The sequence below is a fragment of the Microbacterium murale genome, from assembly GCF_030815955.1.
GTDB lineage: Bacteria > Actinomycetota > Actinomycetes > Actinomycetales > Microbacteriaceae > Microbacterium > Microbacterium murale_A.
This window is the reverse complement of record NZ_JAUSXK010000001.1, coordinates 3,136,097-3,161,285: the sequence shown is the minus strand read 5'-3', so window position 1 is coordinate 3,161,285 and position 25,189 is coordinate 3,136,097. Positions and strand designations below refer to the sequence as shown.

At 66.3% G+C, this 25,189-nt stretch carries 26 protein-coding genes, 1 tRNA gene and 1 pseudogene; 10 read left to right on the top strand and 18 right to left on the bottom strand.

Features of this window, described 5'->3' with window-relative positions; all coding sequences use genetic code 11:
• The first annotated feature begins 25 nt into the window (after positions 1–25).
• Positions 26–1,288 carry a winged helix-turn-helix domain-containing protein gene (locus tag QFZ46_RS15230; protein WP_307363050.1) on the top strand — a complete coding sequence of 421 codons (1,263 nt, stop codon included), beginning with the start codon at positions 26–28 and terminating at the stop codon, positions 1,286–1,288.
• A gap of 13 nt (positions 1,289–1,301) precedes the next feature.
• A complete protein-coding gene (locus tag QFZ46_RS15225) occupies positions 1,302–2,204 on the top strand; it encodes a hypothetical protein (protein WP_307363049.1) in 903 nt (300 codons plus the stop codon).
• A gap of 77 nt (positions 2,205–2,281) precedes the next feature.
• Here QFZ46_RS15225 and QFZ46_RS15220 read toward each other — a convergent pair whose 3' ends face one another.
• The 3 genes from QFZ46_RS15220 to QFZ46_RS15210 all read right to left on the bottom strand — a co-directional run bounded on the left by QFZ46_RS15220 (position 2,282) and on the right by QFZ46_RS15210 (position 5,466).
• A complete protein-coding gene (locus QFZ46_RS15220) occupies positions 2,282–2,848 on the bottom strand; it encodes a LemA family protein (protein WP_206476778.1) in 567 nt (188 codons plus the stop codon).
• Between the two features lie 69 nt (positions 2,849–2,917).
• Complete coding sequence (locus QFZ46_RS15215; protein ID WP_307363048.1) at positions 2,918–4,231, bottom strand: D-arabinono-1,4-lactone oxidase; 1,314 nt, start codon at positions 4,229–4,231, stop codon at positions 2,918–2,920.
• Positions 4,228–5,466: an alanine racemase gene (locus tag QFZ46_RS15210; protein ID WP_307363046.1), complete on the bottom strand. Its 1,239-nt coding sequence runs from the start codon at positions 5,464–5,466 to the stop codon at positions 4,228–4,230. The genes QFZ46_RS15215 and QFZ46_RS15210 overlap by 4 nt, the downstream gene beginning before the upstream one ends.
• 57 nt (positions 5,467–5,523) lie before the next feature.
• Here QFZ46_RS15210 and QFZ46_RS15205 point away from each other — a divergent pair.
• The 4 genes from QFZ46_RS15205 (at position 5,524) to QFZ46_RS15190 (ending at position 6,964) form a co-directional block, all read left to right on the top strand.
• A tRNA-Leu gene (locus tag QFZ46_RS15205) sits at positions 5,524–5,596 on the top strand.
• A 93-nt stretch (positions 5,597–5,689) separates the two neighbouring features.
• Entirely contained in the window at positions 5,690–6,052 is a 363-nt protein-coding gene (locus tag QFZ46_RS15200) for an ArsR/SmtB family transcription factor (RefSeq protein WP_307363044.1), read from the top strand.
• Entirely contained in the window at positions 6,049–6,519 is a 471-nt protein-coding gene (locus QFZ46_RS15195; RefSeq protein ID WP_307363043.1) for an SRPBCC family protein, read from the top strand. Before QFZ46_RS15200 ends, QFZ46_RS15195 begins: the two co-directional genes overlap by 4 nt.
• A 4-nt stretch (positions 6,520–6,523) precedes the next feature.
• On the top strand, positions 6,524–6,964 hold the full coding sequence (locus QFZ46_RS15190) for a VOC family protein (protein ID WP_307363042.1): 441 nt from the start codon (positions 6,524–6,526) through the stop codon (positions 6,962–6,964).
• Positions 6,965–7,029: 65 nt separating this feature from the next.
• Here the strand turns inward: QFZ46_RS15190 and QFZ46_RS15185 are convergent, their stop codons facing one another.
• The 6 genes from QFZ46_RS15185 to QFZ46_RS15160 form a co-directional block, all read right to left on the bottom strand.
• Entirely contained in the window at positions 7,030–8,532 is a 1,503-nt protein-coding gene (locus QFZ46_RS15185; protein WP_307363040.1) for an NAD(P)/FAD-dependent oxidoreductase, read from the bottom strand.
• 36 nt (positions 8,533–8,568) lie between these two features.
• A complete protein-coding gene (locus QFZ46_RS15180) occupies positions 8,569–9,861 on the bottom strand; it encodes a S8 family serine peptidase (protein WP_307363039.1) in 1,293 nt (430 codons plus the stop codon).
• Between the two features lie 11 nt (positions 9,862–9,872).
• The gene (locus QFZ46_RS15175; protein WP_307363038.1) at positions 9,873–10,394 is read right to left on the bottom strand and encodes a DUF501 domain-containing protein; all 522 of its coding nucleotides are present in this window, start codon (positions 10,392–10,394) and stop codon (positions 9,873–9,875) included.
• 63 nt (positions 10,395–10,457) lie between these two features.
• Positions 10,458–10,985, bottom strand: coding sequence for an FtsB family cell division protein (locus QFZ46_RS15170; protein ID WP_307363036.1), 528 nt, complete (start codon positions 10,983–10,985; stop codon positions 10,458–10,460).
• Positions 10,986–11,035: 50 nt separating this feature from the next.
• Entirely contained in the window at positions 11,036–12,316 is a 1,281-nt protein-coding gene (gene eno / locus QFZ46_RS15165; RefSeq protein ID WP_307363035.1) for a phosphopyruvate hydratase, read from the bottom strand.
• Between the two features lie 92 nt (positions 12,317–12,408).
• Positions 12,409–13,338, bottom strand: coding sequence for a sugar-binding transcriptional regulator (locus QFZ46_RS15160; protein WP_307363034.1), 930 nt, complete (start codon positions 13,336–13,338; stop codon positions 12,409–12,411).
• A 91-nt stretch (positions 13,339–13,429) separates the two neighbouring features.
• Here QFZ46_RS15160 and QFZ46_RS15155 point away from each other — a divergent pair, with 91 nt between their 5' ends.
• Positions 13,430–14,122 carry an HAD-IA family hydrolase gene (locus QFZ46_RS15155; protein WP_307363033.1) on the top strand — a complete coding sequence of 231 codons (693 nt, stop codon included), beginning with the start codon at positions 13,430–13,432 and terminating at the stop codon, positions 14,120–14,122.
• Between the two features lie 11 nt (positions 14,123–14,133).
• Entirely contained in the window at positions 14,134–14,832 is a 699-nt protein-coding gene (locus tag QFZ46_RS15150) for an MgtC/SapB family protein (protein ID WP_307363031.1), read from the top strand.
• Positions 14,833–14,882: 50 nt separating this feature from the next.
• Here QFZ46_RS15150 and QFZ46_RS15145 read toward each other — a convergent pair whose 3' ends face one another.
• From QFZ46_RS15145 to QFZ46_RS15105, 9 genes are all read right to left on the bottom strand, one after another.
• Entirely contained in the window at positions 14,883–15,632 is a 750-nt protein-coding gene (locus QFZ46_RS15145; RefSeq protein WP_307363030.1) for a glycerophosphodiester phosphodiesterase, read from the bottom strand.
• Entirely contained in the window at positions 15,629–17,017 is a 1,389-nt protein-coding gene (locus QFZ46_RS15140; protein WP_307363028.1) for an ABC transporter substrate-binding protein, read from the bottom strand. Before QFZ46_RS15140 ends, QFZ46_RS15145 begins: the two co-directional genes overlap by 4 nt.
• A gap of 44 nt (positions 17,018–17,061) precedes the next feature.
• Positions 17,062–17,991, bottom strand: coding sequence for a carbohydrate ABC transporter permease (locus QFZ46_RS15135; protein WP_307363025.1), 930 nt, complete (start codon positions 17,989–17,991; stop codon positions 17,062–17,064).
• On the bottom strand, positions 17,991–18,833 hold the full coding sequence (locus QFZ46_RS15130) for a carbohydrate ABC transporter permease (RefSeq protein ID WP_307363023.1): 843 nt from the start codon (positions 18,831–18,833) through the stop codon (positions 17,991–17,993). The genes QFZ46_RS15135 and QFZ46_RS15130 overlap by 1 nt, the downstream gene beginning before the upstream one ends.
• Positions 18,834–18,937: 104 nt before the next feature.
• Positions 18,938–19,966: an NAD(P)-dependent alcohol dehydrogenase gene (locus tag QFZ46_RS15125; RefSeq protein WP_307363022.1), complete on the bottom strand. Its 1,029-nt coding sequence runs from the start codon at positions 19,964–19,966 to the stop codon at positions 18,938–18,940.
• A 158-nt stretch (positions 19,967–20,124) separates the two neighbouring features.
• Positions 20,125–20,793, bottom strand: coding sequence for an O-methyltransferase (locus QFZ46_RS15120; protein WP_307363020.1), 669 nt, complete (start codon positions 20,791–20,793; stop codon positions 20,125–20,127).
• A 113-nt stretch (positions 20,794–20,906) separates the two neighbouring features.
• Positions 20,907–21,857, bottom strand: a complete 951-nt coding sequence (locus tag QFZ46_RS15115) for a CPBP family intramembrane glutamic endopeptidase (protein WP_307363019.1) — start codon at positions 21,855–21,857, stop codon at positions 20,907–20,909.
• Positions 21,854–22,864, bottom strand: a complete 1,011-nt coding sequence (locus QFZ46_RS15110; protein WP_307363018.1) for a DUF1648 domain-containing protein — start codon at positions 22,862–22,864, stop codon at positions 21,854–21,856. Before QFZ46_RS15110 ends, QFZ46_RS15115 begins: the two co-directional genes overlap by 4 nt.
• Positions 22,861–23,211, bottom strand: coding sequence for a GntR family transcriptional regulator (locus QFZ46_RS15105; RefSeq protein ID WP_307363016.1), 351 nt, complete (start codon positions 23,209–23,211; stop codon positions 22,861–22,863). Before QFZ46_RS15105 ends, QFZ46_RS15110 begins: the two co-directional genes overlap by 4 nt.
• Positions 23,212–23,315: 104 nt before the next feature.
• Here QFZ46_RS15105 and QFZ46_RS15100 point away from each other — a divergent pair, with 104 nt between their 5' ends.
• Positions 23,316–23,789 (top strand): DUF4442 domain-containing protein, encoded by a 474-nt coding sequence (locus QFZ46_RS15100; protein ID WP_307363015.1) that lies wholly within the window; start codon positions 23,316–23,318, stop codon positions 23,787–23,789.
• 94 nt (positions 23,790–23,883) lie between these two features.
• A pseudogene (locus tag QFZ46_RS15095) lies at positions 23,884–25,057 on the top strand (APC family permease).
• The last annotated feature ends 132 nt before the right edge of the window (positions 25,058–25,189 follow it).

Here is a 25,189-nt window from a genome sequence, read left to right as displayed (position 1 = left end):
CCGGAGCTGGCGATACGCTGACGACGTGACCGAGACTCTCAGCGCCGCGCAGGCTCGACGTATCGCCCTGGCTGCTCAGGGGTTCACCCGGCGCCGCCCGACAGCAGCCGTCTCTGCGCGTCATGTGCATCGCGCCATGGAGCGTCTCGGCGTGCTGCAGATCGACTCAGTGAACGTATTCGCACGCAGTCATTACCTGCCATTGTTCTCGCGGTTGGGCTCCTACGATCCCGCGCTTCTCGATCGGGTCTTCCTGTCGCGTACCACGCACTACGTCGAGTACCTCGCGCACGAGGCGACGTTCGTGCCGGTCGCCGACTGGTCGCTGTGGCGATTCCGCATGGAGGCGTTCCGCAAGAGGTGGGAGTCCGATCCCGAATCGTGGTTGAGTCAGAACACGCGCACGGTCTCCTGGGTGAAAGACGAACTGCGCACTCGAGGGCCGTTGAGGCCGGCGCAGTTGCGGGCGGACGCGCCACGTGAGCGCGGAACCTGGTGGGACTGGGACGACGTGAAGCTCGCCCTCGAGCATCTCTGGCGCACCGGCGACGTGGCGATCAGCGGTCGTCGCGGGTTCGAGCGGCACTATGCGCTGGAGGAGCAGGTGATCCCCGCCCAGGTGCGCGAACGCGTGGTGCCCAGAGAAGAGGCGATACGCGAGCTCGTGCACCGTGCAGCGCGTTCTTCCGGTGTGGCGACGGAGTCCGATCTGGCCGACTACTACCGCATCAAGGATCGCAAGGCCGTGCGCGCGGCCATCGACGACCTCGTCGACAACGGTGATCTTCAGCCTGTCCGAGTACGCGGGTGGGAACGCGGCGGTCGTCAGGTGCCCGCATGGCTGCATCGCGATTCCGTGCTCCCCCGGCGGGTGGACGCGGCGGCGATCCTCACGCCGTTCGACCCTGTCGTCTGGTTCAGGGAGCGAGCGCTGCGGGCATTCGACCTGGACTACCGCATCGAGATCTATGTTCCGGCCCACAAACGGCGCTACGGCTACTACTCGTTGCCCGTGCTCGTGGGAGACAGGATCGTGGCGCGTGTCGATCTGAAGGCCGATCGGGCATCGTCGACTCTGCAGGTGCAATCAGCCTGGTGGGAGCCCCAGGCTCGTACGGCAGACGCCGAGCCGATCGCCCGCGAGCTCGCACTGGCGGCGACCTGGCAGGGGTTGGAGCATGTGTCGGTTTCAGGTTGGGGCGACGCCGCGGACGCCGTTGCCGGCGCACTGCACGTCGAACGCGGCGGCGTACGACGACACGTGCACACCCGTCAGGAGTCGGCGTGAGGCGGCACAGCTCGTGAACGCGCAGGCGGCGAAGCGACGTGCGCCGTGGATCATCGGCGGCGCGATCGCGGCCGCGCTGCTGATCGCGGCCGCGATCGTCTGGTTCCTCATCCCGCGCGGCAGTCCTGAAGACCAGGCGCTGGCCTATCTGCAGGCGCTGGCCGACGGCGACGTCGCCGCGGTGGAGGCCACGGGTGTCGACATCCCGGCGGCGACGGCATCGGCGTTCGCGGCCGCGAGCGATCACCTCACACAGGGCACCGTCGAGTCTTCGACGGCCGATGACGACGCTGCGGCTGTCGTGGTGTCGTTCGAACTCGCGGGTGCACGGCACGAGAGCACGCTGAGCCTGTCGCGCCTCGAGGGACGCTGGGTGCCGGAGGCCGCCGCCGCGCTCGGTTCGGTTCAGTTCTCCGTTCCGGTCAGCGTCGACGACACGATGCTTCCATCAGACGAGAAGGCTCTGCTGCTTCCCGCGGTGTACGACGTGAACGCCGTGCCGACGTCGTTCCTCGACGGGAGCGCAACCGTCGAGGTGATTCCCGGCGGGTCCCAGGAGGTCGACGTCGACGCGATCCTTCGTCCCGAGGCGACCGTCACCGCGCAGACGCAGCTCGACGAGTACCTCGCGACGTGCACAGCACCTGCACCAGCGCCCCCGTCGTCCTGCGGAATCGTGATCCCCTGGGCGGCGGACTTCACCGCAGTGAGCGAGATTCGCTACCGCATCGACCAGACGCCGACCGTCGCTCTGACGCCGACCGCGTTCCGGGCAGACGGTGGCGCGCTCACCGCGACGGTGACCGGCACCGCGCCCGACGGAGCAGCCAAGACTCTCACCTATCGCACGGCGAGCTGGAGCGTGCGCGGCGAGGTGACGTTCACCGACGACGACGTCGTTCTGAGCGTCTGGTGAGGTCGCGAACCCCTCGCTCGCTCAGACATGACATGCAGAAGGCTCGACGCGCCTGCGGCGCATCGAGCCTTCGCTTGTCAGAACTGCACGCGTGGAGGCTCTGAGATCGCGGCATTGTCCGCGACCTCGAAGAACTCCCGCTCGGTGAACCCGAGCCCGCGGGCGAACAGGTTGTTCGGGAACACCTTGATCTTGGTGTTCAGCTCACGCACGCCGCCGTTGTAGAAGCGACGGGCCGCTTGGATCTTGTCCTCGGTGTCGACGAGCGCATGCTGAACCTGAAGGAAGTTCTGACTCGCCTGCAGCTGCGGATACGCCTCAGCGACCGCGAACAAGCTCTTCAACGCCTGCTGCAGGTGGCCTTCCGCGATTCCCGCCTCACCGGGGCTCGTCGCCGAGAGCGTCTCCGCACGGGCGCGTGTGACGTTCTCGAACACGGCCTTCTCATGCGAGGCGTAGCCCTTGACCGTCTCGATGAGATTGGGGATCAGGTCGGCTCGCCTCTTGAGCTGCACAGTGATGCCGCTCCAGGCCTCGTCGACACGGACGTTCAGTTGCACGAGGGAGTTGTAGGTCGCCCAGAAGTAGATGCCGATGAGCACCAGCACGGCGACGACAATCAGAACTGGAATGAGCCATTCCATGGCACATGACCCCCTTCATGAGTTTTATTCATACTAACCACGGTGCCTGCGCGTGAACTGGGCGACGCGTCATTCTCCGAGCACTCGATCAAGATACCGATTCGCGAATCGCCGTTCGGGGTCAAGCCGGTCGCGCAGTGCCACGAAGTCGCCGAACCGCGGGTAGCTTTCCCGCAACTGCTCGGCGTTCAGCGTGTGGATCTTGCCCCAGTGCGGGCGCCCGCCGTGTTCGAGGCAGATGCGTTCGACGGCCTCGAAGTATGCCGTGGGGTCGGCGCGCCAGTAGCGGTGCACCGCGATGTAACCGCTCTCACGGCCGTGCGCGGTGGAGAGCCAGCGATCGTCCGCCGCAGCGAAGCGCACCTCGACCGGGAACTCGATCCGCCATCCGCGTTCTGCGATGAGGTTCCGGATCGCCTGAAAGGCAGGGATCACTTTCTCGGACGGCAGGGCGTACTCCATCTCGCGGAACCGCACGTTCCGGCTCTGCGTGAGCACTCGATGCGACAGGTCGGTGTACTCGCGGTCTCCGGTGAGCTTCACGGCGAGTCGGCTGAACGGTGGTGTGACGGCAGGAACGATCTGCCCCGCGGCGCACACCATCCGGTACACGCCGTTGGAGAGCAGCGTCTCATCGATCCACTTCCCCGCCGCGGGCAGCGGTCGCCGTGGTGTCGACTCCGGCAAACGCGCCTGTCGCTTCGTCAGCGCCACGTCAGTGTGCGGGAACCAGTAGAACTCGAAATGGTCAGACGCTGCGACGCGCTCCCCCAACGTCTCCAGCACCTCGTCGAGCGGCACCGGCTCGTCTATCGCGTGCATCACGTACGCGGGTACGCACTGCAGCGTCACATCGACGAGGATGCCCAACGCCCCCAGCCCCAGCGCGATGGCCGGCAGCAGGTCTGCGTTCTCGGTGTCACTCACCCGGAGGAATTCTCCGTCCGCCGCAATGAGTGTCGCTCCGACGACCTGCGTCGCCAGCCCGCCGAACCGTACCCCTGTTCCGTGAGTGCCGGAGGAGATCGCACCGGCGATCGATTGGCGATCGATGTCGCCGAGATTCTCCATCGCGAGCCCGTACGGGGCGAGCAGACGGGGGATGCGGTGCAGCCTGGTGCCCGCGAGGAGTGTCACGCGTGCGCGGTCGATATCGACGGACACCAGCCCCTGCATGTCATCGAGTTCGAGCAGCACACCGGGAGCGACGGCGATGCCGGTGAAGCTGTGGCCAGCGCCGACGGCCTTGATCTGCAGATTGTGAGCGATGGCCGCGTGCACGGATCGCTGCACGCCCTCAGGTGTACGGGGCCGTTCCACGCTGGCGGGCCTGATCGAGGCCGTTCGTGCCCAGTTCTGCCACGTGCCTCCGGGTCGAGTCACAGGAACGCCCTTCCCTCGCCCCGATACGTGGGCACCTCGTCGATCACCTCAGTGCCGGACACCAGGTGATACGCGTCGATCCGCTCGGCGGGCTCCCCGCTCTTCGCATGACGGAACCAGACGCGGTCGCCGATCTGCAGCGCTCGCGCTGTCGCACCCTGCAAGGGCGTCTGCACCTCGCCCGCCGCCTCGCGCGGCATCGTTCTCAGCCCCTGAGGCCAGACTGGGAGAGGCTGACGCGAGCCGACGGCGGGTCCTGAGGCGATCCAGCCGCCACCGAGCACGGTGGCGATGTCATGGGCAGGACGACGTACGACATCGAACGCGAAGGCGGTGGCGGGCGCCGGCCGGAAGGAGCGGTAGCCGTCGAACAGGTGCCCGCCGAACAGTCCGCTGCCCGCCGATGCCTCGGTGACAGATTCGTCGCTCCCAGTGAACTCCAACGAGCCCGTACCACCGCCATTGAGAAACTCCAGCGGCGCGATATCCGTGAGTGCGTCAGCGATCGCAGCCCGACGGCCGCGAAGTTCGGCTCGCGATCGCGCCTGCATCATGCGGCGGATCACCGGCGCATCCGCGCCGTTGTCTCCCTGACCCGCGATCTGCGCCTCATACATCTGCAGGCCGACCAGTCGGAACCCGGGTCTCCGCACGATCGCACGAGCGAACCTGACAGCATCCGCGGCGGTGAAAAGCGGAGAGCGGCGCACGCCGATGTGCCCAAGGGCCGCAGACCGCCATGAGGCGTCGACGTCGATCGCGACCCGTATTTTCTCGCGTCGATCAGGCGCCGCGATGGCGTCGATGAGGTCGAGGTGCGCGAGGTCGTCGACCATGAGTGTGATCCGGGATGCCGCGACCTCGTCGTGCACCAGCCTCTCGATGCCCGCTCTGTCGACGGTCGGATACCCGAGCACGATGTCTCCATGCGTCTCGGCGAGCCAGAGCGCTTCGGAGAGCGAGTAGGAGAGGATGCCGCGATAACCGGGAATGCGCAACACGGCGTCGAGCACAGCGCGCACGCGTACAGATTTCGTCGCGACGCGGATCGGGATCCCGCCGGCACGTACCAGCAGATCCATCGCGTTATGTCGCAGTGCATCGACGTCGATCACGGCGACGGGCGCCGGAAGATGAGCGGTGGCATCCGACAGCCTCGGCCACCAGAGCGCAGGGTTCTCCCATTCTCGCGGGCGGGCGGCAGTACGGCTCAGGTCAGCGGTGAGGTCGAGCACTCCCCCACCCTACGACGTCGGCTCGCCGACGACCGCGAAGCTAGGCTGAGAGGGCACGCCCCCATAGCCCAATGGCAGAGGCAGGCGACTTAAAATCGCTTCAGTCTGGGTTCGAGTCCCAGTGGGGGCACTCCCTTTGCGCTGCTCTTCGCGCGACACCCGTTGACAGCCGGATCATCCGGTGCACATAATGAGTCATCTCATTAATTAAGGGTGTGATTAAATGGCTGCGAGCGATCCTCTGAGTCTTGTGTTCGGGGCCCTCGCAGACCCGACGCGACGCGATATCCTCACGACGCTCTCCCGCGGTCCCGCGACCGTCGGCGAGGTCGCCGCACCGTTCGCTGTGAGCGCCCCGGCCATCTCGCAACACCTGAAGGTGCTCGAGCGCGCCGGACTCGTCACCCGCACCACCCAGGCGCAATGGCGCACTCTGTCGATACAGGCCGAGCCCCTCGACGAGGCTTCCGCCTGGGTGGAGAAGCACCGGCGCGAGTGGAACCTCAACCTCGACGCTCTCGCGACTCACCTCGAAACCATGAAGACCAGGACAAGAACCCCAGACGAGCAGGAGAAGGACACATGAACACGACCGCTGCATCAGACTCAGATGCCCCTGAATTCTCGATCACCCGTGTGTTCCCGGCGCCACGAGAGCTCGTGTGGCGGGCCTGGACAGAAGCGGAAGAGCTGGCGCAGTGGTTGCATCCGTTCGGAGTCTCCGCCGACAGCGTCTCGTTCGACGTCCAGGTCGGAGGTCGGTACCGCTACACGATGACGAACGACGAGACCGGCGAGAAGTTCCCCACCGGAGGCGAGTACATCGAGGTGGAACCGTTCGACCGCCTCGTCTTCACCTGGGGCGAGCCCGACGCGCCCGCTGATGCCGCGCCCGTCATCACGCTCACGTTCGCGGAGCATGATGAGCGCACGGAGCTCGTGTTCCACCTCCGAGGACTTGAGGGCAAGCCGGGCGACGGATTCGTCTACGACGGCTGGGACGAGGCTCTCACCAACTTCGGTCGGCACCTCGCCGGCGAGACGCTGGGCTGAGCACATGACCATTCGAATAGATAACATCGGCATCGTCGTCGAGGACCTCGGCCCCGTGATCGAGTTCTTCACCGAGCTCGGTCTCGAACTCGAGGGACGCGCGATGGCAGAGGGCGAGTGGGCCGGACGTGTCACCGGTCTCGGCGATCAACAGGTCGAAGTCGCGATGATGCGCACGCCCGACGGCCACGGACGCGTGGAACTCTCGCGATTCCTCAAGCCGGAAGTGATCGCGGACAACCGCAGGGCTCCCGTGAACGCGCTGGGCTACCTCCGTGTGATGTTCGAGGTCGACGACCTCGACGACGCTCTCACCCGACTCGCTCGGCGTGGCGCGGAACTCGTCAGCGACGAAGTGGTGCAGTACGAGAACATTTACCGGCTCTGCTACATCCGCGGCCCGGAGGGAATCCTCATCGGGCTTGCTCAGAGCGTCCGCCAGTAGCACCATGAACGCAGAAACCGTCCAGCCCCATCATCGGGCCGGACGGCTTCTGCGTTTTTGTGCGGTTACTTCGCCGCCGGAGCCTTCTTCGCCGCCGGCTTGCGCACCGGGGCAGCCTTCTCGGCCGTGTCAGCCGCGGCGTTGTCAGCCGCAGCCTTCTTCGCTGGAGCCTTCTTCACCGGGGCCTTCTTCTCTTCGGCCTTGACCTCAGCGGGCTTTGCAGCGGCAGCCGGCGCAGCATCCGCCGCCGGACGCGGACGCGCAGCGAACTCCTCGAAGACGTAACGGGGGTTCTGGACGGTCTGCAGGTTCACGAGGTCGCGACCGAGCCACAGGTTGTTCCACCAGTCCCACAGAACACGCCACTTGCGCTCCCACGTCGGCATCGCGAGCCCGTGGTAGCCACGGTGCGCGATCCAGGCGACGAAGCCCTTGAGGGCGAGGTTGCCGGACTGGAAGACGCCGTTGTAGAGGCCGAGACCGGCGACCGCACCGAGGTTCTTGTGGAAGTAGTCCTTGGTTCCCTCGCCGCGGATCACGGCGACCAGGTTCTTCGCGAGAAGCTTCGCCTGGCGCACGGCGTGCTGGGCGTTCGGCACGCAATTGCCGCCGACGCCACCGCCCGAGAGGTCAGGGACAGCCGAGACGTCGCCTGCCGCCCATGCGCCTTCGATGAACTCCTCAGCCGTACCGACGCGCAGGTCGGCACGAGTCTGGATGCGCCCGCGCTCTTCCACGGGAAGGTCGCCGCCGCGCACGACGGTCGGGTTCGCCATGACACCGGCGGTCCAGACGATCAGGTCGGTCGGGATGATCTCGCCGGTGGAGAGTGCGACGTTGCCGTCGATGGCGCCCTGCACCTGAGTGTCGAGGTGCACGCTGGCGCCGCGCTTGGCGAGGTCCTTCAGAACCCACTCGCTGGTCTTCTGCGAGACCTCGGGCATGATGCGGCCCATTGCCTCGATGAGGTGGAAGTGCGTGTCTTCGAAACGCAGCTGCGGGTACTTCGACAGCAGCGAGGATGCGAGTGAACGCAGTTCTGCGAAGACCTCGATGCCCGCGAAGCCACCGCCGACGACGACGGTGGTGAGCAGACGGTCTCGAGCGGGGCCGGCAGGCAGCGAGGCCGCCTTGTCGAAGTTCGACATCAGCTTGTCGCGCACGGCGACCGCCTCTTCGATGGTCTTCAGCCCGATCGCATTGTCTGCGATCCCGGGGATCGGGAACGTGCGGGACACGGCGCCGGCAGTGACGACGATCTGGTCGTACTCGAGCTCGTACGGGTCCCCCACCGGAGGCGTGATGGTCGCGACCTTGTTCGCGTGGTTGATGCCGGTGACCTTCGCGGTGACGACGTGCGTCCGCTTCAGGTGACGGCGATGCGCGACCACTGCGTGTCGCGCCTCGATCGAGCCGGCCGCGACCTCCGGGAGGAACGGCTGGTAGGTCATGTACGGCAGCGGGTCGACCATGGTCACGTCGGCTTCGTGCTTTCGGAGGTGCTTCTCGAGCTTCCAAGCCGTGTAGAAGCCCGCGTAGCCGCCACCGACGATCAGAATCTTGGGCACAGTGCTGTTCTCAGGCACAGAAGGGACAACTCCTCGTCAGGGTGCTGGCGTGCTTTGCTTGCGCGCCGATCGGATGCGCCGGGCAGCAGCGGTGACGCCTAGCGCGATAAGAATACCAGGCGCAGTGAGTGCGATGAGCGGAAGCGTGCCGTAGCGCAGCGAATCCGCGCTCGGAAGCAACGGAGAACCGGGCTCGGTGGGCGGATCGGCCGCAGGCAGAGGCTCGATCTCCACGGGTGTGACCTCGGGATCGGGCGCCGGCTGCGCTTGGGCCCGACGATACAGCCGCACCCATTCCTCGAGATCACCCATGGGGTTCTCGTCGACGAGCGGAACGGATGCCGTCACCGCCGCTGACGCGTCGAGGAGACCGTACCCGTACAGCGGATCTGGCACCTCGGTCACCCCCGGCACCGGCAGTGCCGTCTTCACGATGCGATTGATGACATTCGCCGCATCCAGGTCGGGATGGGCCGATCGGATCAGCGCCGCGACACCGGCGACGATCGGCGACGCTCCACTGGTGCCGCGCCACATGCTCAGCTCTCCGTCTGCCGAGACGCCGAGCAGTCCTTCGCTCGGCGCCGAGATGCCGATCGTGATGCCCTGCGTCGAAGCCTCGACGCTGGCGGTGCCGGTCTGGTCGACGCCGCCGACCGTGAGCACGCCGGGGATCGTGGCCGGCGCGCCGATGACGTCGGTGCCGCTGCCTCGGTTTCCCGCCGCGACGACGACCACCACATCGTGCTCGTAGGCGTAGAGGAACGCATCGTCCCAGCTCTCGTCCCAATCCAGCGTGTTGGTCGTGAACGACATGTTGATGATGTCAGCGCCGTGATCGACCGCCCAGCGGATGCCGGTGGCCACCTGCTCGACGAAAGGCACAGCGGCGGCGGCGCCGAATCCGACCGAGACCGAGAGCAGCTTCGCCTCCGGCGCCACACCGATCATTCCGGTGCCATCGGCTTTACCCCGACCGGCAGCGAGCGAGGCGACCCACGAGCCATGATCGCCGTCGACCGCGCCGACCGGAGTGCGTCCGTCCGATGATCCGTTGCCGGACACGTCGGTTCCGTCGACGACGGCGTTGCCGAACACCGACGGCACTTTGCCGATGCCGGTATCGATGATCGCGATCGTCACGCCCTCACCGCGCGTGGTCTTCCATGCCTCACGGATACCGGCTCCGTCGAGCCAGTATTCCGACGCTCGGACCGGATCGGTCGGGTTGTCGGGAACGGGGCCAGGAGTCGGCGTCGGCGTGGCAGTGGCGCCGGTGAGCAGAACGGATGCCGCCACCGCCGCCGCTGCGACGGTGCTGCGCAGCATCGCCTTCAGCTTCATTCGGTCGCCGCTCCCGGCTCTTCGCACTGGCAGCGCTGGGGGGACCAGGAAGATCGCGCCAACGCGGCATCGCCGATGGGGTTGACGCCTGGCCCGGCGGCGAGGGCGTGTCCGGCGAGGGCGTGCAGGCACTTCACACGCGTCGGCATGCCACCGGCGGAGATCCCATCGATCTCCGGCACGTCGCCGAACTGCGCGCGATCGGCGATGTACGAATCATGCGCCGCCCGATACGCCTCGGCGACGGCCTCGTCCTCTTCCAGCATCGCCGCGAGTTCGGGCATCACCAGAGTCGCCTCGAGAGTCGACATCGCGGCGGTCGCCGCCGGATGCGTCAAGTAGTAGAACGTCGGAAACGGTGAGCCATCGGGCAGACGAGGGCTGGTCGCCACCACGGTCGGGTTGCCGCAGACGCAGCGCGCCGCGATGCCGATGACACCGCGCGCCGAACGACCCAGCTGCGCGGAGACGACGTCGATCTCGGCGGACGTGGGCGGGGCGAAAGGCGGGGTCGTCACGCGTTCAGCCTACGGGAGTGAACCCTGAGGAATCCCTCAGTGACTGCGTCTGCGGTCGTGCGCCTACTCCCCCGCGCTGGCGTTCTGGGCGAGTCCGGCTCCGGCGATGGTGCGCAGCAGCTGCGGCATCCAGTCCGCCGGTGTCTTCGTGAGCTCATCACTCACCGGTACCTGCTCCTGCGGGAGCGACGCCGGGTCGAGGTCGTTGTCGATCAGATAGACGACTTCACCCGGTTTCACGTAATAGAGCCGTTCACGCGCCTGGGTGGTGATGTAGGCCGGATCCTCCCAGCGATCCTGCTCCTGCTCGAGCGATTCGATCTCATCGGCGCTCACCTGCACCGATGCTTCGAGAGCGGCGATCTTCTGCCGCTGGTCGATGTACGTGCCCAGCGTCGGCACCAGAACCCACGCCCCCAGTACGACGAGCGAGAGCATGATGACCATGAATCCCGAGAGCCGGATGCCGGAGGCCCATTCGCGTACGTCGACCTCTCGTGCGACCGCGCGGGATGAGCGCGGCTTCGCCGCGCGCGAGGTCGGCTGAGTGCTCGAACGGGATGCGGAAGGGGGAGTCGGACGTCTCGCCATGACTCCCCCTTCCGTGGTTCTCTCTCAGGTGCGCTCGACCCGATGAATGCTCAGCCCTGGAGGCGGGGGAACGCCGAGCGACCCGCGAACACCGCGGCGTCGCCGAGCTCCTCTTCGATGCGCAGAAGCTGATTGTACTTCGCGACGCGCTCGCTGCGAGCAGGCGCACCAGCCTTGATCTGACCGGAGTTCGTCGCGACCACGAGGTCGGCGATCGTCGTGTCCTCGGTCTCACCCGAGCGGTGCGAGAGCATCGCCGTGTAACCCGAGCGATGGGCGAGGCTGACCGCGTCGAACGTCTCCGTCAGCGTGCCGATCTGGTTGACCTTGACGAGCAGCGAGTTCGCGACGCCGCGCTTGATGCCCTCAGCGAGGCGAGCCGGGTTGGTGACGAACAGGTCGTCGCCGACGAGCTGCACCTTCGAGCCGAGCGCATCGGTGAGCGCCTTCCAGCCGTCCCAGTCGTCCTCGGCGAGGCCGTCCTCGATCGTGATGATCGGGAAGTCGTTCACGAGGCCCACGTAGTACTCGGTGAGCGCGGCTGCGTCCCAGTCCTTGTTGTCGAGGCGGTAGACGCCATCGTTGTAGAACTCGGTGGCGGCGGCATCCAGGCCGAGGGCGATGTCGGTGCCCGGGGTGAATCCGGCCTTCTCGATCGCCTTGATCAGGAACTCGAGGCCGTCGCGGTTGCTGGGCAGGTCGGGGGCGAAGCCGCCCTCGTCGCCGAGGCCGGTGGCGAAGCCGGCGGCCTTGAGCTCGCCCTTGAGGACGTGGTAGGTCTCGACGCCCCAGCGAAGCGCCTCGCTGTACGTCTCCGCACCGATCGGCGCGAGGAAGAACTCCTGCATGTCGATGCCGTTGTCGGCGTGCGAGCCACCATTGATGACGTTGAACAGCGGGACGGGCAGCACGTGCGCGTTCGCGCCGCCGAGGTAGCGGAACAGCGGCAGGTCTGCACTGTCGGCAGCTGCCTTCGCGACGGCCAGGCTGACGCCGAGGATGGCGTTCGCGCCGGTGCGCTGCTTGTTCTCGGTGCCGTCGGTCTCGTTGAGGATCTCGTCGACGATGCGCTGCTCGCTCGCCTCGACTCCTTCGAGTGCCGGGCCGAGTTCGTCGATGATGGCGTCGACGGCCTTGAGGACGCCCTTGCCGCCATAACGGCTCTTGTCGCCGTCACGCAGCTCGTACGCTTCGAATGCGCCGGTGGATGCGCCAGAGGGGACGGCTGCACGCTGGACGATCCCGTCGTCGAGGAGCACCTCCACCTCGACGGTCGGGTTGCCGCGTGAATCCAGAATCTCGCGTGCGCCTACAGCCTCGATGAGTGCCACGTATGTGCTCCTTGCTCAGGGAAAGGGTTGTGGTGGAGCGTCGTCGATCCATGGCCAGTCTAGTGCGCGGCATCCGCCGTCCACATGCCGAGTCAGTCCTGAAGAGCGAGCTGCGCGGAGCGCACATCCGTGATGATCACATCCGCCATACCGGAGCGCAGTACCGCACTGACCGCCCGCTCCTTGCCCTCGCCTCCGCCGATCGCGATCCGCAGGTCGATGCGTCGCAGTTGCTCTTCCGAGATGCCGACGAAGCGATCTCCCAAGCCGGGCACGGTGCGGCCGTTCGCATCGAGCAGCGACGTGCCGTACTCGGCGATGACGCCCTGCTCGGCGAAGCCTTCCAGCTCACCGGTCTCGATCAAGTGATCTGCAAGCAGTGACGCACCGGGCCAGCCGCCGATCGTGAGAAAAGCCTTGGTCACGTGATCGAAGCGTGTGAGCGTGTGCTGGATCGCAGGGTGCTTCAGGATCACCCGCGCCTCTGGTTCGATCACCAGGGGCGCGTACAACGGGTACGTCGCCCCTCCGGCTGCACGCCCGATGTTGGAGATCACTTCGATGCCGTCCTCGAGTCGCGGCCAACCGATGCCGGTGAGCTGCACGACGTCCGCACTCGGCAGCTGAGTGATGGCACGGGATGCCAGCACCAGGGTCCGTCCAGGTGTGAATCCGACGACGTCGTCCTCCTCGATCGTCTCGACGATCACTCGAGCCGTGACCGAGGCGATCGCCTCGCGCACCTTCAGCTCGTCGGTGCCATAGGTCGCGACGACGAGTGCCGACTGCAGGCCGAAACGCTGCGCCAGGCGGGCCGACAGCTCCACGTCGACCGGATCGGCGACTGTGGCCCTCACCTCGACGAGCCCGAGCTCGCGCGCCCTGCGAACCATGCGGGCGGTCGCGAATCGGGAACGACCGATCTCCTCGGCTATGTCGTTCACAGCACGTCCGTGCGCAAGGTTCTGCAACGCGACGTAGACGTGAAGAACCTGTTGGTCCAGCGGCAACGTTTTGCTCATACGAGCACTATATGGGGACTTATGAGCGGTTCGCCATAGCCTTGGAGGGATCGCCGGCACGTCTGTCGGAAGCCACAGGAACGGATGCCGGATGAATAGCCTCGCCACTCTCGCTGCCGCACTGCGACGGGGACAGTCGATCACCATCGCCGGCGCGCTCTTCGACATGGACGGCACCATCGTCGACTCGATCCCCGCCGTTGAGGACGCATGGCGGATCTGGGCCAGCGAGCACGGCATCCCCGCACCACCGGCGACCATGCACGGCAAGACCGCCAGGGCCGTCGTGACAGCGTCCGGACTGGCCGTCGGCGATCACGAGCGGGCAGAGAGCCGGCTCGCGGAGATCGAGGCACGACCGGGCCAGCAGCTCAATTCCCTGCCCGGCGCGCGACAACTGCTGGAAGCGTTGCCGCACGATCAATGGGGTGTCGTGACCTCCGCCGCACGGCCCGTGGCCGTCGCACGATTCAGCGCGACCGATCTCCCGGAGCCGGCCTTCCGGATCACCGGAGGTGACGTCGTCCACGGCAAGCCTGCGGCCGAGCCCTTCCTTGCCGGCGTCCAGCACCTCGCCGATCGCGGTCACGTCGGCGTGGTCATCGCATTCGAAGACACCGTGGCCGGGGCGACATCGGCGACATCGGCGGGATGCCTGGTCGTCGGCGTGCTCGGTACGGATTCACGCCGACTGCTGGAGAGCCGCGCCCACATCGTTCTCGACTCACTCGAGTCGGTCCGCGTCGAACGCAGCGACGGCCGGCTGCTGATTCGCCTCACCTGAAAGAAGTTCCCGTGTTCATCGAGCTGTACTCAGAGACGACCCTCACCGAGATAGCCCTGCTCGCGATTGCGTTCGTGCTCTCGGCGATCATCGGCGTCGAACGGCAGCGCAAGCTCAAGAGCGCGGGCCTGCGCACGCACACCCTGGTCGGACTCGGCTCGGCCGTGTTCACGCTGGTGTCGGCCTATGGATTCAGCAACGTCGTCGGCACGGATGTGGTCCTCGATCCCTCGCGCATCGCCGCACAGATCGTGTCGGGCATCGGCTTCCTGGGCGCCGGCGTCATCTTCGTGCGCAAGGGCGCCGTCAGCGGTCTCACGACCGCAGCGTCCATCTGGGTGACCGCGGCGATCGGCATGGCGTGCGGCGCGGGCATGCCGATCATCGCGGTGGCCGCGACCGTGCTGCACCTGGTGACGGTCGGCGTGCTCACGTTCGTGGGGCGACTCATCAGTCCAGAAGTTCCCGATCCTGTGCTCACCATCCGCTACCGCCGAGGCAACAACGTACTGCGGCAGGTGCTGGAGATGTCGGCGCAGCAGGGCTACCACTCCGCCTTGGAGGAGGCGACGAGCGATGATGATTCGAAGCTGCGCGAGCTGACACTGCGCTTCACCGGCGACTTCACCGAGTTCCCCGCACTGGTGGGCCAGCTCTCGGAGATCGACGGCGTGGAGTCGGTGGTCTCAGCCGGGGACGACGACGACTGAATCACAGGGGGAAGGCGGGGACCGCTCGCGGCCCCCGCCTTCCCCATCACTCAACGGACGGTCACGCCGTTCTCCGCGAGGATCTGGTCCCGCCACTGGATGGCCTGCGCCGGATCGTCCGAGGTCGCACCGTCGACGCCGAGGCGGAGCGCCTCGCGCGTCTGCTCCATCGTGCGCAACGGCCACACGTGCACCTCGATGTCGCGAGCATGAAGCTGATCGACCAACTCGGCAGTGAGGCCCGAGAATCCGCTGGCGAAGCGCGTCACCTTGGCGTGATCCATGAGCGCCCAGAGGCCGCCCTCGAAATCCTCGGCCTTGCTGATCTCGGTGACGATGACCTGTCGCCCGATCTGCGGCATCATCTCAGCGGCATGCCGTACGGCATCCGCATCGAATCCCGTGAGCACGGTGCGCGCGGCATCATCCGGGCGCTCTTCGAAGAAGCGAGCGAGATGCGGGACGACGGCCGGGTCCTTGATCTCGAGCTGGATGAACGTATGCGTCGCGTCGTACATCTCCGCGAGCGTGACCACTCCCCTGCCCGAGTCCAGCGTCGCCGCCTGCAGCTGGGCGAGCGTGAGCTCTGCTGCCGGTCCGAGGTCGCGTGCCGAATCATCACCGGCGGTGCGGTCCAGCGTCGCGTCATGAAGCAGGAACAGCTGCTCGTCCTTGCTGAGGCGCACGTCGAGTTCGATCTCATCGACGCCGACCTCCTCGGCGAGCGCGTACGAGGCCAGACTGTTCTCGGGCAAATGGGCCATGGCACCGCGATGCCCCACGATGAGCAGACTCATCATGCACCCACCTTCGCGTCGTACTTCGCACGGACCTTCTCGAGCGCCGGCTCGAGGTTGGCCTGCACCGTCTTGAGCGTCTTCTCCGCATCCGCGTTGCCCGAATAGACCGCCTGGATGGCGCCCTTCATCTCCGGCACGGCCTCCGGAACGAACTTGCGCACGACATCCGGCCCCTGCGCGATCTCGAGCTGGTCGATCGCGACCTGGTAGTTGGGATTCTCGCTGGCCTTCGCCTTGACCTTGTCCGACTCCAACGCCGCCTTCGTGGTCGGCATGTAACCGGTGCCGAGGGTCCACTCGATCGCCGCATCCCCGGACGAGAGGAACTTCAGCACCTCCCACGCCGCCTTCTTGCGGTCATCCGAGGCATAGCCCAGGATCGACAGTCCGCCGCCACCGGTGGGAACGCCAGTGCCGTCCTCCTTTGGGAGGAAACCGCAGCCGAACTCGAACTCTGCAGACGCGGCGATGCCCGTCAGCGCCCCGGTCGACTCGGTGATCGACGCAGTGGCGCCGGCGATGAAGTCACCACCGGGATCGGCCGAGAGATAGCCGGATTTGTCATCGTGGATGAACGCCCGATCGAACTCCAGCGCCTTGATCGTCCCTTCAGACGTGAATCTCATGTCCAGGCCGTCCGAGTAGCCGCCGCCGAATGCCCACGACGACCCCTGGAAGTACCAGTCGTCGTTGCCGGTGTAGCCCCGCATCGCGACCTTCGTGCCGTTGCGCGAGTACCCCGCCAGCGCTTTGCCCCACTCGCGATATTCGGAGTACGTCTTCGGAGAACGGTCGGGCAGACCGACCTCGGCGAAGATGTCGCGGTTGTAGTAGAACAGTGGCGTCGAGCGACCGAACGGCACCCACCAGATCTTGTCCTTGAGAGTGCCCTCCTTGAGGAACTGCTCGTGGAACGAATCCGTGCCGAACGAATCGTCGAAGTAGCCCGAGAGCGGCTCGAGGGCGTCGTTCAGATAGAAGCGGTTCCAGACGATGTCGCTCATCACCGACAGATCAGGGACCTGCTTGGCCTGAAGGCTCGCCGCGAGCTTCGACTCGACCTTGTCGTAGCCCTCGAAGATCTGGACCTCGCAGAAGATCGCATCCTGCGACTCGTTGAACGCATCGATGTTCGCCTGCAGGATCTCGGCGTTGTGCGCGGTGAAGGGACTCCACATCACGACGCGCTGGCGGTCCTTGTACTGCTTGGGCGTGTCACCGCTGGGCTGTCCGTAGACCGTTCCCGAGCTGCCACCGCCGCCGAAGCAACCGGCCAGCAGAGGCGCGCTGGCAAGGAGCAGGCCTCCGGCGAGCGCCTGGCGGCGAGTGATGTTGAGGGAGGCGAGTCTGCTCTGCGGCGAAGACGGCCGATCGAACAAGTGCATGATTCTCCTTTAGATGGGGGTGGAGGGTGGGGACGGAGGAAGTTTCAGCGCCCGCTGCCGGCAGCGGCGCCGGTGAGACCGGTGACGATGAAGCGCTGGGCGAACAGGAAGACGATGAGCATCGGCAGCACGACGACGAGCGTGCCCGACATCAGCACGCCCCAGGACGTGAGTCCGTCGTTCGCCTTCAGATACATCAGGCCGATCGGAAGTGTGCGCATGTTCACGGAGTTCGTGATGATCAGCGGCCACACGAAGTTGTTCCACTCGTCGATCACCGCGATCAGGCCGACCGTGGCGACGGCCGGGATCGACATCGGCAGCGCGAATGAGAACAGCTTTCGCAGATGCCCCGCACCGTCGACCTCTGCCGCTTCGAACACCTCTTTCGGCAGCGACAGGAAGTGCTGTCGCAGTAGAAAGGTGCCGAACGCCGAGGCGACTCCCGGCAGGATGAGGCCGGCATAGGTGTTGATCAGCCCCATGTTCCCGATCGTGATGTAGTTCACCAGAAGCGTCACGTGACCGGGCACCATCAGCGCACCCAGCATGACGAGGAACAGCACGTTCTTGCCGGGGAACGGCAGGTATGCGAACGCATACGCAGTGAAGACGGCGAGCACGATCTTCGCTGTCGCGCCGATCACCGTGACGATCACGGAGTTCGTGATGAAGGCATCGAACGGCGCGAGCTCCCACGCGGCGACGAGATTGTCCCAGGTGAATTCCGACGGCAGCCACTTCATGGGCCAGGTGTAGATCTCACCATTGGTCTTGAACGCGGTCGTGACGAGGATGTAGAGCGGCAGCACGAATGCCAGACCTGCAGCGATCAGCAGCAGGTATCCCCACCAGTTCCGCGCCAGGTTCGCCTTGCGGCGATGCCGTTTGCGGTCGCCGGTCGTGACGCCTCTGGTGCTCGCGGTGTCGTCGGTGGCCGGCTCAACCTGAAGCGCAGTCATGATCGCGGCCATCAGTAGTGCACCTTCTTCTCGATGAACTTGAACTGCAGCGCGGTGATCACCATGAGGATGACGAACATGACCGTTCCGGCCGCCGCGGAGTACCCGACGTTCGAGCGTTGGAACGCCTGGTCGTAGATGAACCAGCTCAGTGTGGTCGTGGCGGATGCCGGGCCACCGCCGGTCATCACCGCGATGATGTCGAACGCCTGGAACGCGCTGATCGTCTGCGTGATCAACAGGAAGAATGTCGTCGGCGACAGCAGCGGCAGTGTGATCCGGGAGAACGTCTGCCACCTGTTCGCACCGTCGATCCGTGCGGCTTCCAGAACTTCAGACGGAAGCCCCTGCATCGCGGCCAGGTAGACGATCGCGACGAAGCCGACGCCTTTCCAGATCGAGACGATCAGCAGCGCGGCGAGCGCCCAGTTCGCATCGGTCGTCCACGCCGGCGAATCCAGCCCGAACATGTTGAACGCGACTCTGGCGAGGCCGTAGTTCTGATCGAAGATGAACAGCCACACCGCAGCGATGGCGGCACCGGAGATCACGTGCGGCGCGAAGACGACGCCGGTGACCGCTGTCGTTCCTGGCAGCTTCATCGAGAACAGCGCGGCCAGGGCGAGGCCGAGCACCAGGCTCACGCCGACGACGACCACCACCCACACGACGGTGATCCACAGCACGTTCTGAAAGGACTCCGAGGCGAACAGCGCCGTGTAGTTCGAGAAGCCGACGAAGAACGGCTCCGGTGAGATGAAGTCCCAACTGGTGAGGCTCAGATAGAGGTTCTCGATGATCGGCCAGTACGCGAAGACCGCGATGAGGGCGAGATTGGGGAACGCGAACAGCACGAAGAGGGCGTATCCGCGTCGGCGACGGCGACGAAAGGCAGGAGAACTCCGCTTCGAGGAAACGCGGGGCGAAGTCTCTGGGGAGGCGATGGTTGCGGAGGACATCAGCGAGTGGGGATGCCGTTCGGGTAGACGACCGCTTTCAGCGAGTCGGGTACGTCTGCGGCAAGGGTGAGGGCTGATTCCGTGTCGGCGAGCTCGAAACGGTGGGTGACGAGGGACTCGACGTCGACCCGTCCACTCGAGACGAACGCGATGGCGGTCGGCCAGGTGTGCGCATAGCGGTTCACGAGCGAGATCGAGATCTCCTTGACGTTGAGCCTCGACAGCGCGAGGGTGACGTCCTGCTTGGGCAGGCCGACCATTGCGGCCCTGCCCGCATTGCGCAGACGCCAGAGCCCCTGAGCGAGCGCGCCGGGCGCACCGGAGCATTCCAGAAGCACGTCGGCGTCCTCATGACCGGGCCCCTCGGGGACCTCTCCTGCTTTCTCGGTGCGGAAGCCGAGCTTCGCGGCGACGCCGAGGCGGAAATCGGAGATATCGGAGACGACGACGTCTGCGGCGCCCTCCGCGCGGGCGACCTGCGCGGCGAGAATGCCGACGGGGCCCGCGCCGGTCACGCGCACTCGGTCGCCGGGGAGGAGGCCGGCACGACGGCACGCCCACAGGCCGACGGAGAGGGGCTCGCACAGCGCCGCCGCCTCGAACGACATCGAGTCGGGGATCGCGAACAGGTTGCGTGCGTCGATCGCGAGGTTCTGCACCAGCGCACCGTCGTACGGCGGGGTTGCGAGGAAGATGAAATCCGGACACAGGTGGTAGCGCCCGGCCAGGCACTCCTCGCAGTTCCGACACGGTGTTCCTGGTTCGATCGCGACTCGATCGCCGACCGACACGTTCGTGACGCCGTCACCGGTCGCGACGACCGTGCCGGATGCCTCATGCCCAAGGATGATCGGCCCATCGACCTTCCAGTCGCCGATGTATCCCACCCGGTAGTACGCGGTGTCCGACCCGCAGATCCCGACGGCTTCGACCCGAACGACCGCCTGACCGGGGAGCGGATCCGGGAGCGGCACCTCCTGCACTTCGATCGCTCCGAGAGCGGGCATGACCGCTGCGAGATTCGCCATCGTTGGTGTCCTTCCGTGCGGCGCCGGGGCGCCCGTTCGTGATCAGAAGTCACGCTAACGGGGGAACACGCACGGGAACCAAGCTCGCTCATAGGAGCACTGCCTGATCACATAGGAGCAAGATTTCACGCGAAATCAAGCATCAGGACATCTGTCGTTCAGACAATCACTGCAAGAGCCACGCCATCCCAGCCCTTGATTCCGACGGTCTGCAGCGCAGTGGCGTCGAAGCGAGGGTCCTCGCCGAGCATGCGGAGCGCATCACGCGTTCCGATCACGCGCGGGTCGGTCGTGTCGTCGCGCACGATCTCGCCTTCTCGACCGATGTTGTCGAGAATGATCACCGTGCCACTGCGGCCGAGTCGCGCGGCCCAGTCGAGGTAGACAGTGTTCGACTCCTTGTCGGCGTCGATGAACACGAGGTCGAACGGCTCTGAACCCTCGAGCGTCGGCAGCACGTCGGCGCCGCGACCGATACGGATCGCGACCCGCTCCCCCACCCCCGCAGCGTCGATGCTTGCGCGGGCGATCGCGGCATTGGCCGGTTCGGCCTCGATGGTCGTGACCGTTCCGTCTTCGCCGACCGCGCGTGCCAGCCAGATCGTGGAATAGCCGCCGAGCGTGCCGATCTCGAGCACGCGGCGCGCACCGCTGATCCGGGCGATGAGGCTCAGGAGTTTTCCGCTGACCGGGGCCACTTCGATGTCGGGCAGGCCCGCAGCGCGCTGAGCGGCGAGCGCCGCCTCCAGTGCGGAGTCATGCCCGACGAGGGTCTCGGCGAGGTACTCGTCGGCACGGCGCCAGTTCTCAGCGGTCGATTCAGCCATGGCTCCAGACAACTCCCCCGGCACGGCGGCGTCAATAGCCGGACGTTCCCGGTACGCGTCATTGCTGGCCGATGACGAGAGCCGCCTCCTGGCCAGCCGGCGATCGCTACGCGTCAGTCACGGGCCTGACGAGGCGCGGACAGCATCCTCCCCACAGCACCATCCAGTTCGGGCTGCCGACGGAACTGCCTGGTCAGCACCAGCATGACCACGACGACCGCACATGTGATCCATCCGGCCGCGCCCAGCATTCCCGCGAGTGCCAGATCGACCTTCGTCCCGGCGGCGTAGAACCAGAGGACCATCCCGCCTCCGGCATTCATCGCTCCGTGCGCGAACACCGCCGGCCACAGCGACGCGGAGCGCAGCCGCAGCCAGCCGAGCAGCACACCCCATGCCACGCATCCTGCCGTCATCAGCAGCACCCCGGTGATGTCGGTGATGCCGAAGTTGTAACCGAGCAGGATGAGCGGCGAGTGCCAGAGGCCCCAGACCACGCCGCTGATGAGCAGGGCGGGCCAGGTGCCGTACTGGCGCAGCGCCGGTACGAGGAAACCTCGCCAGCCGAGTTCCTCGCCGAACGCGAGCACCGCGTTGATCGTCACAGCCGCGAACGGGATCAGCGCCAGTTGGGAGAGGATCACGACTATCGCGGGCGGCGCCGGCACGCCGGCCGGCATCGAGGATTCGAGCTGGTCCGCGAAGCCCGAGAAGTGGACGAGGTCCAACGTCACCCAACCGCACAGCGCAGCCACGCCGATCGACAGCGCGATGAGCACGATCGGGCCGAAGAGCCCGAGCACCGTCATCCAGATCACGCGCTTCGCCGGCCGCAGCGGCCAGATTCCGAGGAAACGGAGCCGCTCCCCCTTCGGCACCGGGCGCAGGACGAGCATGACGACCAGAACCGCAACGGCCGGTGTGAACATCATCACCGGGATGAGAGTGCCGGTGAGCGGATTGCCGAGTCCGCTGCTCAACCAGAGAGGCAGGGCCACGATCCAGGCCAGGCCGCAGGCGAGCAGGACGAAAGCGACCGTGGTGGTAGGGCGGATGCGGATCATGAGCTGCTCTCCTTCGCTGCGGTGATCAGAACTGAAGCTGCTGTACGAGCATCATCGATGGTCACGACGAACACGCGCCCGGTGTTGCGCGTCACCTGCAGCGCTTCACCGGTGCGAAGAACGATGCCAGTGCGCCCGTCGACGGCGAACCGCAGGCCGCATCCGCCGAACTCGGCCATGGGGACGACCTGCACGACCTTCACATCCGCGATCTCCGATGCGGCGATGTTCCAGCGGGGCCAGCCGATAGCGGATCGCACGCGCAAGCCCACCGAACTGACTCGGACGCGGAAGACCAGAGTCGTCGCGATGAGCGCGACCACCAGCAGTGTGACGAGTGCGAGGATCCACCAGGAACCGTCGCCGATCATGAACACCCACACCGTGGTGGCGCACAGGATGAGCACGGACACGGCGAGACTGATGATCCCGGGGCGTCCCATCGCCGCTGTCCCGAACCAGGCGACCTTCTCGCCAGGCGCCAGCCTGAGGTGCGGCGACGCCTCGTCCGAGATCCGCGCGGTCGACGTCGTCACGTTCGGCTGCACGAACCAGCCGATGAGCCCGAGCAGAATGAGCGCTCCGAAGCCGAGCGCGAGCACTGGGCCGATGCCCCACGCTGCGCTGACCGACTCGCGCTGCATCGCCACGGAGCCGACGAATGCGACGCACAGCAGCGCCGATGTACCCAACGAGACGGCGGCGAGCAACCGGCATGTGACACCCCATGAGTTCTTCATCAGAACGAGGATCGGCAACGTCAGGAGCAGCGGGATCGCCAACCCCAATACGGCCTGGACCCAGACGAAGACCGTGGGGCTCGAGTATCCGTTAGGACCCTCTGGACCCCAGTGAGTGGTGATCTGATCCGGCAGATCCGGTAGCCACGCGGCGATCAACGCGGTGGCGACCGCCGTGATCACAATGGGCACGACCAGTCCGACGACCAGGAACGCCCGCCGAGCGCGACGCACATCGGGGGTGGAGGCGCTGACGGTTGCATTCATGATTCGATCTCCGTGACGAGGGCGGCAAGGGTGGCGGATGAGATGCCGAGCGAGGCGGCGCGGTGCACGAGGGCGGTGACATCGCTGGCCAGTTCGGCGAGGGGTGCGGCCGACGCCGATACCATCGCTCCCCGCCCTCGACGCAGGTCGATGAGTGCCTCTTCGCGCAACTGCTGGTAGGCACGCAGCACGGTGTGCAGGTTGATGTCAAGCGCCTCCGCGACCTCGCGGGCCGATGGCAGCCGGTCGCCAGGGACGAGGCGCCCCGCGAGGATGTCTCCGCGTACGGAAGACGCGACCTGCTCGAACAGCGGTCGCGCACTCTCCGCATCGATTCTGATCAGCACTTCGCACCATTTTCGTATTTAAGGTAATTCTAGTTAAACTAGAACAGTTGTCGCAACTCTCCAGTCGGCTTTGTGGGCATGAAGGGCTGGACGAAACTGGCGTCATGCGCATCACGCCCCGTCGCCTCGCCATCGGTATGAGCCTGTGGGCTCCGAATCTGTTCAGCGGCATCCGCATCCGTCGATTCAGCGAGGACTGGACGCACGCGACCGTCGAGCTGCACGTGAACTTCATCACCCGCAATTACGTGAAGACCGCGTTCGGCGGCTCGATGTCGGCTATGACCGACCCGTACTTCTTCATGCTCGTGATGCATCAGCTCGGCCGCGACTACGTCGTGTGGGACACCCGTGGCGAGATCGAATTCATCAAACCCGGTCGCGGGGTGCTCACCGCGGAGTTCCGCGTCTCACCCGAGAAGGCGGTCGAGCTCCGCGAGCGCGCGAAAGGCGGGGCCAAAGTACTCGAGTGGTTCGAGACCGTGATCACAGACCGCGACGGCGACATCGTCGCGAAGGTGCGACGCGAGGTGTACATCCGCGAGAAGAAGCGCGTCACCACGGCGCGCCAGGCGTGAGCACCATCCGTTCACCGTTGCGTGTCACGATGACCGAGTGGAACTCGTACGCCGACTGACCCTCACGGATGCCGTCGCGATCGGCCTGGGATCGATGATCGGCGCCGGCGTCTTCTCGGTGTGGGGCCCGGCCACCGAGGTGGCGGGCTCCGGGCTGCTGATAGCACTCGCCATCGCCGCGGTCGTGGCGTTCTGCAACGCCACCTCATCCGCACAGCTCGCCGCAGTGCATCCGGTCTCCGGCGGCACCTACGCGTATGCGCGCGCCGAGATCGGGCCATGGTGGGGGTTCATCGCCGGGTGGTGCTTCGTGATCGGCAAGATCGCCAGTTGCGCCGCGATGGCACTGACGTTCGCCGCCTACGCCGCACCGGAGGGCTGGCAGGTGCCGGTCGCGATCATCGCCGTCGCCGCCCTCGCCACGGTGAACTGCTTCGGTGTGACGCGGACGGCGCTTCTCACCCGCATCCTCGTGGTCGTCTCGCTGATCGGACTGGCCGTGGGTGGTGGCCGGAGGTTTCACTGCGTCCTCGGCCGCCACTCCTGCTCCCCTCCCCGATCTCACCGCATACGGCGTGCTGCAGGGCGCAGGGCTCCTGTTCTTCGCGTTCGCCGGCTACGCGCGCATCGCGACGATGGGCGAGGAGGTCGTCGACCCCGCACGCACGATCCCCAGGGCCATCGCGCTTGCACTCAGCGGCGCGGTCGTCGTCTACGCGCTGGTCGCCGTCATCGTGCTGCTCACACTGGGAGGGGATGCCGCGTCCACGACCGCGCCGCTCGCCGCCGTGGTCGATGTCGCCGGGTGGTCGGCGCTCGCGCCTGTCGTGCGGGTGGCGGCGGCTGCAGCATCCCTCGGAGCACTACTGGCCCTTCTCACCGGAATCGGCCGCACGACGCTCGCGATGGCGCGGGAGTCCGACCTGCCGACGTTCCTCGCCGCCGTTCATCCCCGCTGGAAGGTGCCGCATCGAGCCGAGATCGCGATCGCGCTGATCGTCATCGTCATCGTGCTGTTCGCGGATCTGCGCAACGCGATCGGGTTCTCGTCGTTCGGAGTGCTGCTGTACTACCTGATCGCGAACGCCGCGGCGTTCCGGCAGTCCGGCGACGCTCGGCGCTACCCGCGCGCCCTGCAGGTGCTCGGCGCGCTCGGCTGTCTGGTGCTGGTGAACACGTTGCCCATCCTCGCCACGCTGATCGGCACCGGCGTCGTGCTCATCGGAGTGGCGTACCGGATGCTGCGGCTGCGCGCGCTTCGTCGCTGAGATGACGCTGCACACCTGCAGGGTCGGAACACGGATGCAGGGCGACACGCCGTCGGATGGACCTGCATCCGTACGATCGCCCTGCATGTGTGCGGGCAAAGAAGGTCGACGTGCGGGCCCACCGGTCGACGG